The sequence below is a fragment of the Phyllobacterium zundukense genome (assembly GCF_002764115.1).
Taxonomy (GTDB): domain Bacteria; phylum Pseudomonadota; class Alphaproteobacteria; order Rhizobiales; family Rhizobiaceae; genus Phyllobacterium; species Phyllobacterium zundukense.
Window position 1 is genome coordinate 2930533 of record NZ_CP017940.1, and the last position, 15595, is coordinate 2946127.

At 56.8% G+C, this 15595-nt stretch carries 17 protein-coding genes; 5 read left to right on the top strand and 12 right to left on the bottom strand.

What is annotated here, in order from left to right:
* The first annotated feature begins 19 nt into the window (after window positions 1-19).
* From ureC to ureG, 5 genes are read left to right on the top strand one after another with little or no spacing between them, the layout of a single operon-like run.
* Window positions 20-1732, top strand: a complete 1713-nt coding sequence (gene ureC, locus BLM14_RS14650; RefSeq protein WP_100000071.1) for an urease subunit alpha — start codon at window positions 20-22, stop codon at window positions 1730-1732.
* Between the two features lie 10 nt (window positions 1733-1742).
* Complete coding sequence (locus BLM14_RS14655) at window positions 1743-2258, top strand: DinB family protein (protein ID WP_100000072.1); 516 nt, start codon at window positions 1743-1745, stop codon at window positions 2256-2258.
* Entirely contained in the window at window positions 2255-2773 is a 519-nt protein-coding gene (ureE, locus tag BLM14_RS14660; protein WP_100000073.1) for an urease accessory protein UreE, read from the top strand. The genes BLM14_RS14655 and ureE overlap by 4 nt, the downstream gene beginning before the upstream one ends.
* The gene (locus BLM14_RS14665) at window positions 2739-3434 is read left to right on the top strand and encodes an urease accessory protein UreF (RefSeq protein ID WP_100000074.1); all 696 of its coding nucleotides are present in this window, start codon (window positions 2739-2741) and stop codon (window positions 3432-3434) included. Before ureE ends, BLM14_RS14665 begins: the two co-directional genes overlap by 35 nt.
* Entirely contained in the window at window positions 3431-4054 is a 624-nt protein-coding gene (ureG, locus tag BLM14_RS14670) for an urease accessory protein UreG (RefSeq protein WP_100000075.1), read from the top strand. The genes BLM14_RS14665 and ureG overlap by 4 nt, the downstream gene beginning before the upstream one ends.
* Here the strand turns inward: ureG and BLM14_RS14675 are convergent.
* The 12 genes from BLM14_RS14675 to BLM14_RS14735 form a co-directional block, all read right to left on the bottom strand.
* Window positions 4037-5056 (bottom strand): LLM class flavin-dependent oxidoreductase, encoded by a 1020-nt coding sequence (locus tag BLM14_RS14675; RefSeq protein WP_100000076.1) that lies wholly within the window; start codon window positions 5054-5056, stop codon window positions 4037-4039. The genes ureG and BLM14_RS14675 overlap by 18 nt on opposite strands.
* A gap of 124 nt (window positions 5057-5180) precedes the next feature.
* A complete protein-coding gene (locus BLM14_RS14680) occupies window positions 5181-5378 on the bottom strand; it encodes a hypothetical protein (protein WP_100000077.1) in 198 nt (65 codons plus the stop codon).
* A 342-nt stretch (window positions 5379-5720) separates the two neighbouring features.
* Window positions 5721-6140, bottom strand: a complete 420-nt coding sequence (locus BLM14_RS14685; protein WP_100000078.1) for a hypothetical protein — start codon at window positions 6138-6140, stop codon at window positions 5721-5723.
* 430 nt (window positions 6141-6570) lie between these two features.
* Window positions 6571-6783 carry a hypothetical protein gene (locus BLM14_RS14690; protein WP_100000079.1) on the bottom strand — a complete coding sequence of 71 codons (213 nt, stop codon included), beginning with the start codon at window positions 6781-6783 and terminating at the stop codon, window positions 6571-6573.
* A 119-nt stretch (window positions 6784-6902) separates the two neighbouring features.
* Window positions 6903-8159, bottom strand: coding sequence for a glycerate kinase type-2 family protein (locus tag BLM14_RS14695; protein ID WP_100000080.1), 1257 nt, complete (start codon window positions 8157-8159; stop codon window positions 6903-6905).
* 4 nt (window positions 8160-8163) lie between these two features.
* Window positions 8164-8475, bottom strand: a complete 312-nt coding sequence (locus BLM14_RS14700; protein WP_100000081.1) for a Dabb family protein — start codon at window positions 8473-8475, stop codon at window positions 8164-8166.
* Between the two features lie 139 nt (window positions 8476-8614).
* Complete coding sequence (locus BLM14_RS14705) at window positions 8615-9925, bottom strand: amidase (RefSeq protein ID WP_100000082.1); 1311 nt, start codon at window positions 9923-9925, stop codon at window positions 8615-8617.
* A 142-nt stretch (window positions 9926-10067) separates the two neighbouring features.
* Window positions 10068-10280 carry a hypothetical protein gene (locus BLM14_RS32890; RefSeq protein WP_472459580.1) on the bottom strand — a complete coding sequence of 71 codons (213 nt, stop codon included), beginning with the start codon at window positions 10278-10280 and terminating at the stop codon, window positions 10068-10070.
* Window positions 10281-10318: 38 nt separating this feature from the next.
* The gene (locus BLM14_RS14720) at window positions 10319-10588 is read right to left on the bottom strand and encodes a VanZ family protein (RefSeq protein ID WP_162293161.1); all 270 of its coding nucleotides are present in this window, start codon (window positions 10586-10588) and stop codon (window positions 10319-10321) included.
* A gap of 52 nt (window positions 10589-10640) precedes the next feature.
* Window positions 10641-11561, bottom strand: a complete 921-nt coding sequence (locus BLM14_RS14725; protein WP_108724320.1) for a glycosyltransferase family 2 protein — start codon at window positions 11559-11561, stop codon at window positions 10641-10643.
* Window positions 11562-11582: 21 nt separating this feature from the next.
* Window positions 11583-13862 carry a GumC family protein gene (locus BLM14_RS14730; protein ID WP_162293162.1) on the bottom strand — a complete coding sequence of 760 codons (2280 nt, stop codon included), beginning with the start codon at window positions 13860-13862 and terminating at the stop codon, window positions 11583-11585.
* Window positions 13863-13885: 23 nt separating this feature from the next.
* Window positions 13886-15271, bottom strand: coding sequence for a polysaccharide biosynthesis/export family protein (locus tag BLM14_RS14735; protein ID WP_100000087.1), 1386 nt, complete (start codon window positions 15269-15271; stop codon window positions 13886-13888).
* Between the last annotated feature and the right edge of the window lie 324 nt (window positions 15272-15595).

Sequence of the window (15595 nt, forward strand, 5' to 3'; positions counted from 1 at the left end):
CATCCAAGAGGGAAGTCCCATGCCCGCTAATATCACCCGTTCCGCCTATGCCCGCATGTTCGGCCCGACCACCGGCGACAAGGTGCGGCTTGCCGATACGGAGCTGTTCATCGAGGTGGAAAAGGACTTCACCGTCTACGGCGAAGAGGTGAAGTTCGGCGGCGGCAAGGTCATTCGCGACGGCATGGGCCAGAGCCAGGTTGCTCGCGCCGACGGTGCTGTCGATACGGTCATCACCAATGCGCTGATCGTCGATCATACCGGAATCTACAAGGCCGATGTCGGATTGAAGGACGGGCTGATCGTTGGCATCGGCAAGGCTGGAAACCCGGACACACAGCCCGGCGTGACCATCATCATCGGCCCGGGTACGGAAATCATCGCCAGCGAAGGCAAGATTCTCACGGCTGGCGGCATGGATGCGCATATCCACTTCATCTGCCCGCAGCAGATCGAGGAAGCGCTGATGTCCGGCATCACGACCATGTTCGGTGGCGGCACAGGTCCGGCGCACGGAACACTGGCGACCACCTGCACACCCGGCCCCTGGCACATGGGACGGATGATCCAATCGTTCGACGCGATCCCGATGAATATCGGCCTCTCCGGCAAGGGCAATGCCTCGCAGCCGAAGGCGCTTGAGGAGATGATCCTTGGCGGCGCCTGCTCGCTCAAGCTGCATGAGGACTGGGGTACCACACCGGCGGCTATCGACAATTGCCTGTCGGTTGCCGATCAGTACGACGTGCAGGTGATGATCCACACCGACACGCTGAACGAGAGCGGTTTTGTAGAGGACACTGTTGCCGCCTTCAAGGGCCGCACCATCCATGCCTTTCACACGGAAGGCGCAGGCGGTGGCCATGCGCCGGACATCATCAAGATCTGCGGCCTGCCCAACGTCATACCCTCATCGACCAACCCGACGCGGCCCTATACCAAGAACACCATTGCCGAACATCTCGACATGCTGATGGTCTGCCATCACCTCTCCTCCTCGATCCCTGAGGACGTCGCCTTTGCCGAAAGTCGCATCCGCAAGGAAACGATTGCGGCGGAGGATATCCTGCACGATATCGGCGCGTTTTCGATTATCTCTTCCGACAGTCAGGCGATGGGCCGGGTTGGCGAAGTGCTGATCCGCACCTGGCAGACCGCCGACAAGATGAAGCGCCAGCGCGGGAGCCTGCCACAGGAGACGGGCGACAATGACAATTTCCGCGTGAAGCGCTATATCGCCAAATACACCATCAACCCGGCCATCGCGCAGGGCATTTCGCGGCATGTCGGCTCGATCGAGGTGGGCAAGCGCGCCGATCTCGTCCTATGGAATCCGGCCTTCTTCGGCATCAAGCCGGACATGGTCCTGCTCGGCGGCTCTATCGCGGCCGCGCCGATGGGCGATCCGAATGCCTCGATCCCGACGCCGCAGCCGGTGCACTATCGCTATATGTTCGGTGCCTATGGCAAGAATGTCAGCAATTCGTCGGTGACATTCGTCAGCAAGGCTTCGGTCGAAGCGGGCCTGCGCCAGTCGCTCGGCATCGACAAGCAGTTGATCGGCGTCGAGAATACGCGCGGCGGCATTTCCAAGGCCTCGATGATCCACAATGATGCAACACCGCATGTGGAGGTCGATCCGGAGACCTATGAAGTGCGAGCCGATGGTGAACTGTTGACTTGCGAGCCTGCGACGATACTACCTATGGCGCAGCGCTATTTCCTGTTCTGAGGACAACGCAATGAAAGATCATTTTCGGCGCCTCGCCTACTACAACAAATGGGCCAATGGGCGGATTTACCAGGCTGTCGCGACACTTGACCCTGAAGACTATTTCGCGGACCGGCGCGCCTTTTTCAAATCCGTGCATGGCACGCTCAACCACATACTGGCCATCGACAAACTGTGGTTCGGGCGTTTCACGGGCAATCTTTACGCCATACCATCCCTCGACGTCATCCTGCACGATAACTTCAATGACCTCCATGTCGCACGCATTGCGCTCGATGACCATATCGTCGACGTGATCGAAGGCATGGACGAGGCTTCGATCACGGGAGTCTTGCGCTGGATCACCACGGAAGGGGAGCCCTATACCTCAACGCTTGACCGCTGCCTCACGCAAATCTTCAACCACCAGACCCATCATCGCGGGCAGGTGCATACGCTGCTGTCACAATTGACGGGCGACGCGCCGCCAATCGATTTCTTCCTGTGCATGAACCACGATTTTAACGCGGAAGGCCAAAGCCAATGAAGCGTGTGACAGGGCACGACCACGCCGGGCATTATCACGGCACGCCGTTCGATCATGTGATACTCGCCCATGACGAGCGGCATTTGCGCCGCAAGGTGCTGACCCTGTCACAGGGCGAGCAAATCCTCGTCGATTTGCCTGAAGCCATCGCTTTCGGCCATGGCGATGTGCTCATTCTCGAAGACGGGCGGATGGCCGAGATCATTGCGGCAGACGAGGCGCTCTACGAAGTTACGCCTCGCGACCGACGGCACTTGTCGGAACTCGCCTGGCATCTCGGCAACAGGCACCTGCCGGCGCAACTCGAAGAGAACCGCATCATTATTCTGAAGGATCACGTCATCAAGGCGATGCTGGAAGGACTTGGCGCCAAGGTTGCCGAGGTCACCGCGCCATTCCAGCCGCTGCGCGGGGCCTATCACAGCGGGCACGGTCATTCGCACGCGCATGATCATCACGATCACGACCATAATCATGATCATGGGGATCATCATCACCATCACGCACATGACTGACCTTGATCCAAACGCGGCGCTTTTGCGCCTGATGACATGGCTCTCCCCCGCTTTTCCGGTCGGGGCGTTTTCCTATAGCCATGGGATCGAGCGGGCGGTGCATGATGGCCTGATCCACGACAAGGTATCGCTGCAGGACTGGCTGGTCGATCTGATACAGCATGGTTCGGTGTGGAACGACGCGGTCCTGTTTGCGGCGAGCTGGCGGGAGTCGGACAGCGGCGGCGATGTCCGGGAGACTGCCGAGCTTGGTGAGGCAATGGCCGGTTCGAAAGAACGGCATATGGAAACCATGCTGCAGGGCAACGCATTCCTCCAGGCCATAGGGCATTGGGGTGCAAAAGATTCCGGCTTCGCCGATGACATGCCCTACCCTGTCGCCGTCGCCGCCATTGCAGCCAGGAACGGCGTTGCGCTGGAACCTGCCATCGCTGCATTTCTGCATGCGGTTCTTTCCAACCTTATTCAGGGCGCTGTGCGGCTGGTGCCGCTCGGTCAAAGCCAAGGTGTTGCCCTCATGGCTGAGCTGGAGAAGCAGATTCTGACAATCGCAGCACGCGCGGTGAATTCGCGCCTTGACGATCTGGGGTCGGCCGCCATCGTCTCCGACATCATGGCCATGCAACATGAAACACAATATTCGAGGGTATTTCGCTCATGATTTCGCAAAACGGACCGCTCAGGGTTGGTATTGGCGGACCCGTCGGTTCCGGCAAGACCACCGTCACAGAGATGCTGTGCAAGGCGCTGCGTGACCGCTATTCCATCGCCGTGGTCACCAACGATATCTATACCAAGGAAGACGCATTGATCCTCAACCGGCTGCAGGCGCTGCCGGAAGACCGCATCATGGGCGTGGAAACCGGCGGCTGTCCGCATACGGCCATCCGCGAGGACGCCACCATCAACCTGCAGGCTATCGCCGAGATGAACAAGCGCCATCCCGATCTCGATATCGTCTTCATCGAGTCGGGCGGCGACAATCTGGCGGCAACCTTCTCACCGGATCTCGCTGACCTGACCATCTATGTGATTTCCGTCTGCCAGGGAGAAAAGATCCCGCGCAAGGGCGGGCCCGGCATCACCCGATCGGACCTGCTGATCATCAACAAGAAGGATCTGGCCCCTTATGTCGGGGCTGATCTCGACGTCATGGATGCGGATACCAAGGTTCAGCGCGGGGCCAAGCCCTATGTCTTTACCGACATGCTGCGCAGGAACGGCCTCGACGAAGTCATCGCCTTCATCGAGGCGGCCGGTGGCTTATCCGAGGCGGCTTAAGGGTTCCGCTTCGGCGGACTGGATCATGACTTCGGCAAGAATCTCGTAGGAGCGAATCCGCGCCCTATGATCGAAAATCTGGCCAGTGACCATGACTTCGTCGGTACCGGTACGCTGTATGAAATCTTCGACACCGGCTTTGACCGTCTCCGGCGAGCCAACGACGCTGCATGACAGTGCCTGGCGCAAGATCGCCTTGGCATGCAGGTCGAGCGTGTCCTCATAGCCTTCGACGGGTGCCGGGAGCGGGCCGGGATTACCCGTACGCAAATTGACGAAGGCCTGCTGCTGCGAGCTTTGCAGCAATTTCGCTTCGGTATCGGTCTCGGCCGCAAAGACATTGAGGCCCAGCATCACATAGGGTTTGTCGAGGTATTCGGACGGCTCGAACCGGGCGCGGTAGATCTCGATGGCGCGCTCCATCTCCGCCGGGGCAAAATGCGAGGCAAAGGCATAAGGCAGGCCAAGCGCCGCTGCGAGCTGCGCACCGAACAGGCTGGAGCCCAAAATCCACACCGGTACCTTGAGTCCGGCTCCCGGCACTGCGACAACGCGCTGGCCAGGTTCGGGATCGCGGAAATAGCCCTGCAGTTCCACCACGTCCTGCGGGAAGCCGTTGATGTCCTGATCGAGATTGCGACGCAGTGCCTGGGCCGTGATCTGATCCGTGCCGGGTGCGCGACCGACGCCGAGATCGATCCGATCCGGATGAAGGGAAGCCAGTGTGCCAAAGGCTTCCGCCACCATCAGCGGCGAATGGTTGGGCAGCATGATGCCGCCAGCACCAAGGCGGATCTTGGAGGTCCCGGCAGCCACATGGGCGATCACCACCGCGGTCGCCGCACTGGCAATACCGCGCATACTGTGATGCTCGGCAAGCCACAGGCGATTATAGCCGAGGCGCTCGGCATTTTGCGCGAGATCGAGCGAGTTGCGGAGAGATTGCGCGGCATTGCTGCCAGCGGAAATCGGTGAAAGGTCAAGGACGGATAAAGGGGTCATTGGCTTCATATAGGCGCACACTTACCGCGCACAATGAGTGCAGGCGATTTCATGATTCACAAAAATTGAAGCTTGATTGAATGGGGAAACAGATCCCCGACGGCGCGATAAATTGCGGCCTGGACTAGAGAGGACGTGACGATTGCAGACGCAGTTCCAGGCCCACGACGGCGCGGGTTTCCTGCGACAGTTGCTCGTCTGCTTCACGAATTGCGGTTTCAATGAAGTAGGCGATCATTTCGAAACCTTCATTGTCTGCAACGGTGCACAATTTCGAGAGTTCCGTTTTTAATACTTCCAGCGTTTTCGCTCTCTTGGTCATGCTGTTCTCTCCATATCCCGTGAACCGCAATAATGATTTTACCTCTCACGAAAACCTTCTCGCATTAGTGTGCAGGCAATAGCCATGCGACCAATGTGCTTATCAACAAATTCCGCGATACTTTCGAGGAAAATTTGGCCAATGGTTAATTGTATTTGCTGATCGCGACAAAACTTTATGACTGACTTTAATCTCAAAATATGTGATTTGTGAAGTCATAAATTTACTTCAAATGTCTGTGATTAATCATGAGATTTATCAAAATTAATTAAAATTTTACGAGAAAATACATAAGCCACTGAATGTATTTACTTATTTAATTCGACACCCGAACAATCTCTTCTAAAAATTAGAAAGTTGAACTTTTGCTTTTCCGCATATTTCTTTCGACCCAGACTCTTCAGCCTTGTCGATGATTCCCGAAGCGAGATCCGATACAATTTCGACCGCTATGTCTTCCGGCAGACCGGTCTCTTTCATTCCGGCTATCATTGCTGCTTCACTGGATTCGTCAGTTCCACATATATATGCCCTGGCCTCAAGAAGTGCCGCCCGTTCAAACTTCTTGTTGCTGACGTCGTTGCTCTCTTCCGGCGCCTGTACCTCATTCTTGATGTTGAAAGCATTGGCCGACGGCATCACTGCAGTCGAAGCCAATAGCCCCGCAGCCAGAATGGGTATCAATGATCTGTAAAAGCGCATGATCCTGCCCCTTCCAATCATATCTGGAGGCTGGCGATAACCGCCATTGGCCTCGTTCATAGATAATTAACGGATCAGGGACTGGTTCCGTTCCAAATGCTTAGTCAATTGCCCGTGATTGGAGCGTGACGCTTTGGAAGCTGAAATGCTGCAATGCACCAAACGCATTGCTGCTATGCAATATTGTCTGTATTAAATCAGTTAGGTTGAGTTATTCTGTGATCAGGAATTTTCGACAGCGTCACCTCCTCCCGGCTCTGTCGAAACGGATGGCCTCTTCTCCTCCCAGAAGGCCCTCCATAACCAACGAAACCCACCGCACCTCCTCCCGCGGTGGGTTTTGTTGTTTCAGGACCTCCCAAAATGTCTGCCGCTAAAGTTGCGACGCCCGCTGTTGCGGCCGGGTCTTGCGGTCAGCAAATCATCATTTGGCGTAAAAACGCCGCCTGCAACAGATGTTGAAGGCGGCGCGTGACCAGTTCCTATGCAATTACTGTGCGGCAGCAGGTTTCGCCGCTGTCTTGGCTGCCGCATCCTTTGCGGCAACCTCAGGCGCTGCCCGCGTTGTCAGCGATTTGGGCGGCGGGACATAATAGGTGTCCTTGGCTGGCAGTGGCCCTGTGGCGGTCGTCGTCTTTGGTTGCGTCGTGCAACCGGCAACAAGGATAAGAGACAGGGCAACAAGGGGCAGTACTAAACGCATTCGAGTTCCTTTGCATAATGCGCCAGCGATGACGCTGGCCTTGCACGGTGCGCCACACGATGACGCTGGAGAATCGGTTCCGGTTGACCATCCAATCGTGGCGATACCACGTCAACCGATCAGCGAATCAGGATGGCGCGCAAATCGTTGACGTTCGTGCCAGTTGGACCGGGCACGAACAGGTCATCAATTGCATTGAACGCGGTCCAGGCATCGTTGCTGTTCAGATAAGCCAAGGCGTCATGGCCCTTGGCGAGCAGCCGGGCGATGGTGGTACTGTCGGCAAAAGCGCCGGCATTGTCCTCAGACCCGTCTATACCATCGGTATCGGCCGCAAAGGCACTGATGCCATCTGCCCCGTCGATATCGATGGCAAGCGACAGCAGGAACTCGCTGTTGCGCCCGCCCTTGCCCTTGCCGCGTACCGTCACCGTGGTTTCCCCGCCAGAGAGAATAACAACGGGTTTGGTGAATGGCTGGTTTTTTGCAAGGACCTGCTTGGCCAGAGCCGCATGGACATGAGCGACTTCGCGCGCCTCGCCCTCGATGGCGTCGGAGAGGATAACCGCTTCGACGCCCAAATTGCGTGCTGCCTTCGCGGCAGCTTCGAGCGATACGGCAGCCGAGGCAACCAGATGATGCTCATGGCCGGTAAAGACCGCATCGGAGGGTTTGGGAGCGTCGGCTTTTTCCGACCGGAGATGCGCCAAGGCTGCCTGCGGCAAGTCAAGATTGTAGCGTTCGACGATGCGCAGCGCGTCCTCCCGCGTCGTTTCGTCGGTGACGGTCGGGCCGGACGCGACGAATGCGGGATTGTCGCCGGGAATATCCGAAACGATCAATGAAAATACCCGTGCCGGATGCGCGGCCGCCGCAAGGCGCCCGCCCTTGATGGTCGAGAGATGCTTGCGCACCGCATTCATCGCCGAGATCGGCGCACCCGATGCGAGCAGGACCTTGTTGACCGCGATTTCATCTTCCAGGGTCATGCCTTCCGGCGGCGCCGGAAGGAGTGCAGAGCCGCCTCCAGAAATCAACGCCACGACCAGATCGTCTGCCGTCAGACCGGATACGGTTTCAAGCAAGCGCTTCGAGGCGACAAGTCCTGCAGCGTCCGGAACCGGATGCGAGGCTTCGATGATCTCGATGTGCTTGCAGGGTGCGCCGAAGCCATAGCGGGTGACGACGACACCTTCGAGTGGGCCATCCCAGACTTTCTCGAAAGCGCTCGCCATCTGCGCCGAGCCCTTGCCGGCACCGACGACGATCGTCCGGCCTTTCGGCTTCGGCGGCAGATGCGCCGCAATGGTCCGTTCGGGATCGGCGGCCTCGACAGCAGCCTGAAAAAGCTTGGTGAAGAATTCCTTGTCCTGCATGTTCTCAAACTTCCAGATCAAAAACAAAAACGCCGTCCGTACCGCCTGCCGTGGAAGCCACGATGCGGCCCGCTATAGCCTGGTGTTCGGGGTGAACGAGATAGGCATCGCGTGCAGCTGCGTCAGCAAAATCGAGCACAAAACCTTCGGAAAAGCCCTTATCCATTCCGGTTTCGGGACTGACGTTCAAACCGGAATGTATCGTCAAGGCGCCCGGCAGTTTTGCGCACAATACCTCAAGATCGCTGTAAATGGAGTGCCGGTCGGTCGCTGGAACGTCGTCGCGGAAACGGAGAAAGACACAATGACGGATCACGAGCAGAAACTTTCTTTAAGCAGCATGCGAACAGATGGAATGGTGAATTGACTTCCCGGTTGCGCATCCTGACCAGATTGCCGGAAATTGCGAGCGCTAATTCCTGCTGTCCCAAAATAACAGCGGGCAAATCCCCTGACTATACCGATTTGGATAGAAGCTGTTCCACGGACAGCGCCATAGCAAGGAACCGGCGGTCCGCACCATGTCGCGCCAACAGCATCAATCCGCCCGGCAGAGGCAGACCAGGCATCGGCAGGCTGATTGCTGTCAGATCGAATTGATTGGCGACCTGCGTATTGCGCAGAAGCAGGCCTTCGGTGTGTTTGTAAAATTCGTCGCTTTCCGACGCTGACGCGATAAGTGGCGCAGCGATTGGCGAGGTTGGCAAGGCCAGCATATCGTATTCGGCGATCCGGCCGTCCATTTGCCGCACAAGTGCCTGCCGCTTCTGCATCACATTGACATAATCAGCTTCGGAAACGCTCAAACGCCGCAAGAGCGGGCGCCTCACGCGCTGGTCGACATCAAGCGTCTCATCGTGCAGCCATCCGGCATGGACTCTCGATCCTTCAATACCGGCAATCGAGCCTACCGAAGTGGCATCGGCCATTGAGCCGATCAGATCATCGATTGAACATTCGACAATGATCGCGCCTGCATTTGCAAAGGCCTTGAGATTTTGTTCGAAGGCATCGGCGATCGGCTTCTCCACCGCCTCGAACAGCTGCCCTGGGGGCACGCCGATGCGCAGGCCGTTCAAGGAAACAGGCTCAGGGCTGTTAATCGCCTCCCCCGCCATAATAGCGTCGGCCAGCGCACAATCGGAAACGGAACGCGCCAGTGGTCCAATGGAATCGAGACTGGGCGACAGCGGAAAGGCCCCTCGCAACGGCACGCGTTTCGCCGTGGGTTTGAAGCCGACGACACCATTCAACGCCGCCGGGATGCGGACCGAACCGCCGGTATCCGATCCAATAGAGATTTCGCTTGTGCCTTCCGCCACCGATACGCCAGCGCCGGTCGACGAACCGCCCGCAATCCGGTCCGGATCAACGGCATTGCCCGCAACCGGAAAATGCGGGTTCAGCCCGACAGCGGTGAAGGCAAATTCAGTCATGGTCGTCTTGCCGATGATGACCGCTCCTGCGGCCCGCAATCTTTCGACAACGATTGCGTCGCTCGTTGCTGGCGCAGCGGTTTGCCGAATGATCGATCCCGCCAGGGTCGGCTCACCAGTGATGTCGAAAAGATCCTTGATCGAGACAATCCGCCCATCAAGCGGCCCGAGACTCGCGCCTTCCTCCCTACGCTTGTCGGCAGCATCAGCTTCCCTGCGGGCCGTATCAGGATAGAGCCTTGCAAAAACACGCTCGTCGGCTTCACGCCCGATGAGACGCGACAGGATATGTTCGAGCCTATCTCGGGCGGACGGTGATGGCTGGGGCAATGGTTTTTCCTGACGTGCTGAAAGCTTTCAGTTTCTCTATAGCCCGACGACACCACGGGTTGAAGACCCGGCGTAAAAGCCTGCTGCTATGCAACATAGGCAATGCTGCTTTGCAACATTGGCAATTTTCAATCGATGCAACTCAAAGCATAGTTTCTCCCAGGGAGGGCAATAAAATAAAGGGGTATGAACAATGAGCCTTCGCCACCGCATCCAAAAGTATCGTCAGTACCGGCAGAATCTTCACGAGCTGCGCCTTTGCACGGATCGCAATCTTGCTGATCTCGGCATCGCCCGCACCGACATTCGCCGCATCGCCTGGGCGGCCTGCAACTAATTCCACAATTGAATTCATCAAAAGCGCTCGCAGCGTTTCAATTGCGGGCGCTTTTGCTAGTAAATTACCGAAACGGCGACCATCCCGACAGCAGCGCCGGCAAATTTGACGAAGAAATTGTCGATATCGGCATGCCTGCCTGGAATAAAGTGCTGGGCATATTCGAACAGGCCACAGGAAACGGCTATCAAGGCGGCAACGTAAATGAGACGCTTCGGATAGGTCAGGCTGAACACGAGTCCAAGAACTGCAAAAGCTGCAAACGGCTCGAAGTTAGGCCCGAAAGGCGTTATCGGCCGCAGAGTGATCGGCCCTACCGTAGCCATCAGGATGAGAGCGAGCAAAGTCCAGGCAATGGCATGGTGCCCTGCGGGAACACTAATCAGCTTTTTCCACAGTGAGGATGCCGCTCGGCGAAATCCTGCCCCGGAGGAGATCAAGGAGCGCCAATCCATTTCCCTTCAAGCGTCCTTTCCGATCGATCCAAGACTCCGGCGAGAAACTTCCCGCTGCGTTGGCGAGAACGTTCTTGGCAGCCATGATTACTGCCTTCGACGTTAGCATGGTTCCCTTCCGTGCCAAGTAGTGAGGATTGGCAATCTGTGAATAACCCAGTTTGATGCCCGACGTCCGCCCGCTCTTTACGCCGAGATGGATCCCCCGCTGCCGGTACGATTTGACGATGCGTCCGTGCTTTGCAAGCAACCGGCTGAGGTCCACGTCTTCGAGCCAGCAATAGAGTGGCAGATTTTCGTCAAACTGAATGTTTTCGCGCCTCAGTACATCCATGCGCAAAGACATGTTGCAGCCATAGCCATTGTAGACATTTTCCAGGGTTTCAGGACTGTCTTCAGGGTCTTCAAGCAGCGCTTTCAAAATCACTGCACCTTCCGCGACCTGAATGCCGGGCGTGCCAATGCCGTCGACCAGAACATCACCGGTCGCGACAACAATGTCACTTTGTTCAAGGAAGAGCCGTTCAACCTCGGCAATATAGTTGGGCGCCATCAGAAAATCGTCGTCTAGAAAGAGGAGGATATCCATGTCAGCGTGTTCCCTGAGGATCTGGTTGCGCTGTTTGGCCAAGCCCGGTGTGGATAGAAGAGCCGTTACAGGGACCTTCATACCCTCGCCGATATTGGCCGGAACGTCAGAAGGCTTCAGGGTACAAAGAACGATTTTCTCGGGCAGACGCGTCTGCTTATCGATCAGGGGAACCGTCCCGGCCAGAATATCCGACCGCCCTGTCGAAGGTATTCCAACACCAATTTTCAGCCGACGTTTCGCATCCGACGCCATGTTTTATACTCCACCCTTAAGCTAGCTGAACATTTTGAAATAACGCTTCGCAGTCCACGACGAAGCGGGAGCCGTTGCCTTGGCGCCCCGGAGCGTGTTGAATACGACCCCAACAGAATCCGTATCGAGTCCACCGCAACTGGAGATCGCTGCGTTGAGCACATCAAGTGTTACTTTCTGCTGATCACCGACCGTCAGGACCACGCAATCGACGATAGCGCTGACAATGCGGGCGTCGGCCGTCGATTTCAGATCGGGGAGATCAAGAATGACGATATCGTGCTGTTCCCGGAGCCTGTCGAGATGGGCCTCGAGGGCCTGAAGGTTCAGGTACCGGTATGATTGATTGGAATTGTGTGTAATTTCATCGACGCTCATCAGCGCGGGCGGTGTGATGACCGACACGGAAGGATAAGGCTCCTCGGACCTTGTTTCACTTGCTTTTGTTAGGCCCTGGTTCGTGCCAACATTGGTACCGAGGCGTTGACGGCTCCCCTTGCCGATAGCCGGTACTTCGGTCAAGTCATGGCTTGGCTGTGTAAGGGTTGCGAAAACGCGGCTCAATGTCGGGTTCGAGGCGCAAGCGTCAATCAGCATGGTTCTTGAGCCTGTGGCCGCGTAAAGCTGAGCGAGATTGCTGGCTATTGTCGTCTTTCCCTCGCCCGGCAAGGCAGATGTGATGCCGATGACCCTCGCGCCTTGACGGCGCAGTATGAGATCGAGCGATGCCTTGGTGCTCCGCACGGCGTCGGAAAAAGCTTCGTTGGGATGATCCATGACATAGCTCAGCAGCCGGAATTGTTCTTGCGCGGACGCTTTCGAAATGGCCCTGGCAGGTACGAAGGGCAATGTACCCAGCCTGTTCAAGCCGAGTTCACGGCGCAACCGTCCATCGGTCTTGATCCTGCGGTCGCTCACCTCACGCACAGCTGCAAGAGCGAGGCCGGTCAGACTGCCGAGTACCACGGAAAGGGCAAGAATGAGCGAACCCTTGGGCCAGGATTTGCCCAGAGGAGTGGCGGCAGCCGAAACCAGCCGGGAATCGCCCACCGGAAATGATTCCTGCTGCAGGGCGGATATCAGCTGTTGCATGACACTCTGGTACATTTGCCGATAGGTATTGGCCCGGCTTTCCAGCTCGCCGAGCTGAACGCGCGCCATGCCCTTTTTCAGGCCCGACTGTATGGTGGCCTGCAACTGCTCGTTGACATATTGTTCGCGGCGCTGGGCAGCCTCAAGATTCGATCTGTAGACCTGGCCGATGCGCAACAATTCCTCGCGGACTTCACCCTTCAACCGTATGATTTCCTGCTCTGCCGCCTGCACCGAGACGCCCTGATCACCATAACGGCTCTTCAACTCTTCAAGCTGGGTTGAGGCGGTGTTCAGCCGCTCGCGCAACGCCGTGATCTGCGTGCTGCGCAGGGCTTCGTCGACATAACCATCGACAGGGGTTTCCGATTGCAGAAACCGTTCGATCATGGCGAGCTTGGCTCTTTCAGCGGAGGTGTCCGCCTTGGCGGCCGAAAGCTGCGTGTTCGTCTCCGCAAGCTGCTGCTCATCGAGCGAGGTAGCACCGGCCTGCGAAATATGATTCTGGTTGCGGAAATCCTCGACGGCCTGCGCCGATTCATTGGCCTGTTTGCTGATTTCGGCAAGTCGGCTTTCGAGCCAGCCAGCACCACTCTTTGCCGCCGTTGATTTTGCCTCCAGGCCGGCCTTGATATAGGCCTGTGCCGTCGCATTGGCTACAGACGCAGCCTTGACGGGATCGATCGATGTGTAGGCCACGTCGAGAACATAGGACTGGCCGACGCGCCACACGCGCAGCCGCTCCAGGAATCCGGCGACGGTCTTGCGCATCGTCCATTCAGGCGCGATCGGTTCGGGGTCGTCTTCTTTGCGCCAGAACATCAGGTAGGAGAGCAAGGACCGCCCCTCCTGCAGTTCAGGATCCTCGGTCAGCGAAAGCTCTTCGATGACACTCTTGGCCATGGCTTCGGACCGGATGATTTCCACCTGGCTTTCAACTTCGCCTGTTTCAATCACGATTGTGCCTGAAACCGCGTCCTGCGAGGCGATGCGAGCCTGCTCAGGGTCGATCACGATACGGGCTGTGGCCGTGAACGTAGGCTCGGCGACCCAAAGATAGGCGATGCCGCACACGGTAAATGCCATCGCTGAACCGGCAATGGTCCTCCAGTTGCGCCGTAGAAATCCCACGATATCACGCAGGCCAACCAAGTTGGCGTCGGCTTGAGTATCGTCCGATGAAGCGTCAGTTTGCCTTTGTCTTTGCATTCGCGTCTTCCAAAGCCCCATGCTTATTGTGTGCTTTTGTTTTGCTGCTCGCCACCGGCTGCAGCAGGGATTGGCAAAGCGACGGCGGTTCCCTCTGTCGATGGCGACGGGTCGGCCGGCTGCGTACTTGCTGTTGTCCGTCCAGAGAACTTGACGTTGAGCGATGCCCTCAACACATCCCCTGGAACGAGAACTGTATCTTCATCGGCTGCGATTTCGACGGGCAGCCCTTGCGTTTTTCTAACGATGGCGAATACCAGATCCGGCTCCTGCTTTTCTCCCGCCTTCTGACCGGACAGTATCGAACCGGCTGCTACGAGAAGTCGCTGTGCCGTTTCCTGCCGCACCTTCAACTGATCCAGGGCAGCCTGTGCCGTCTGAAGTTCGGTGGACGCGGTCGTTTGCCGTTGACTGATCAGGTTCTCCGAATCGCGGCTGGCCTGGCTGATATTCTGGCGGGCCCGCATGATCGCGGTCACCTGGTCGAGGCGGTCGGACTGCAAGGCCGTGATTATGCGCTGCAGATCCGATTGCCGTGACGTCGTTGCAATACCGCGCTCCACAAGCGGTTTTACCGCCTCAAGTTCCTCGTCCATCAGCTTGATCTGCTTCTCTTGTCCGGTCACCTTCTCCTGCAGCACCTCGATCTCGGAGGAGAAAAGATTGCGCAATTCTTCAAGGTTTTTGAGCTGCCGATCGATGCCGTTAGCCTGCGCGGCAAATACGGCGCGCTCCTCGGCAAAGATTGCCTCAACGCTGGCGCTATCGGCCATTTCAGTCAAATTGTCAGGGAAATGGATTTCCTTGTCGCCAGCCACTTCAGCATTCAGACGGGCAATGCGGGCAAGCGTACGCACCATCTCGCCGTGGACGGCCTGCAATTCGCCGAGATATTGAATCTGTTCGACGGTCCGGGCTTCCTCGCGCGGCCGGTAGCGTCCCCCTGCAAGCGCTACCGCCTGCAGAACGGTCAGCCCCGGACGGAAGCGATATTCTCCCGGCCGTTCGACATTGCCGACAAGAAAGACCGGGGGATATTCGACGATCTGGACGGCCACGTTCGGCATGGCGACGAGACCTGTGGTCTTCTGGATACGTTTTGAAACTTCCGTTGCCATGGTCGCAGTATCCATGGTCGAGACTTCAATCGTGCCGACAAGTGGCAGGAGCACGGTTCCAGCTTCCGAAACCGCGTATTCACCGTTGAGAGCAGTCCATTCCCGATATTCACCGCGTGACGCAATCCATTCAACGACAGTCAACCTGACGCGAGTATAGGGGGCGAGCTTATAGGAATCGTCCGCCTGCGCTGGCAGCGCGAATACGGTCAGCGTAAGTACTGTGATCACGGCAGTAAAAACGGTCCGCGCGATCAGACGGATCGACCCTGCAAACCTTAGCCCCATCATACTTTGCCCCACAACAATCGTTATCGATTCTTTCTTCAATATTATAAGGCGCAGCACAGGTGACAATTAATCAATCATAGATTTAATGTAATGAATTCGACGTATACAAATCCGAATTTTCTATTGATTTCAAATAACGTATCATCAAACTAATCATTTCTGATTACACCAGCAAAATCACTCCAAAAAATCAAAGTTTTGTCGCCATATTTTGCTTAAAAATTACTCCTCTACTTAGTATTACCGTATCGTTTAACTCCTATTATTTATTTGATCACAGAGGACCATATTATACCCTTCTCCCAGGGTCTTAAGGTGAGCAAA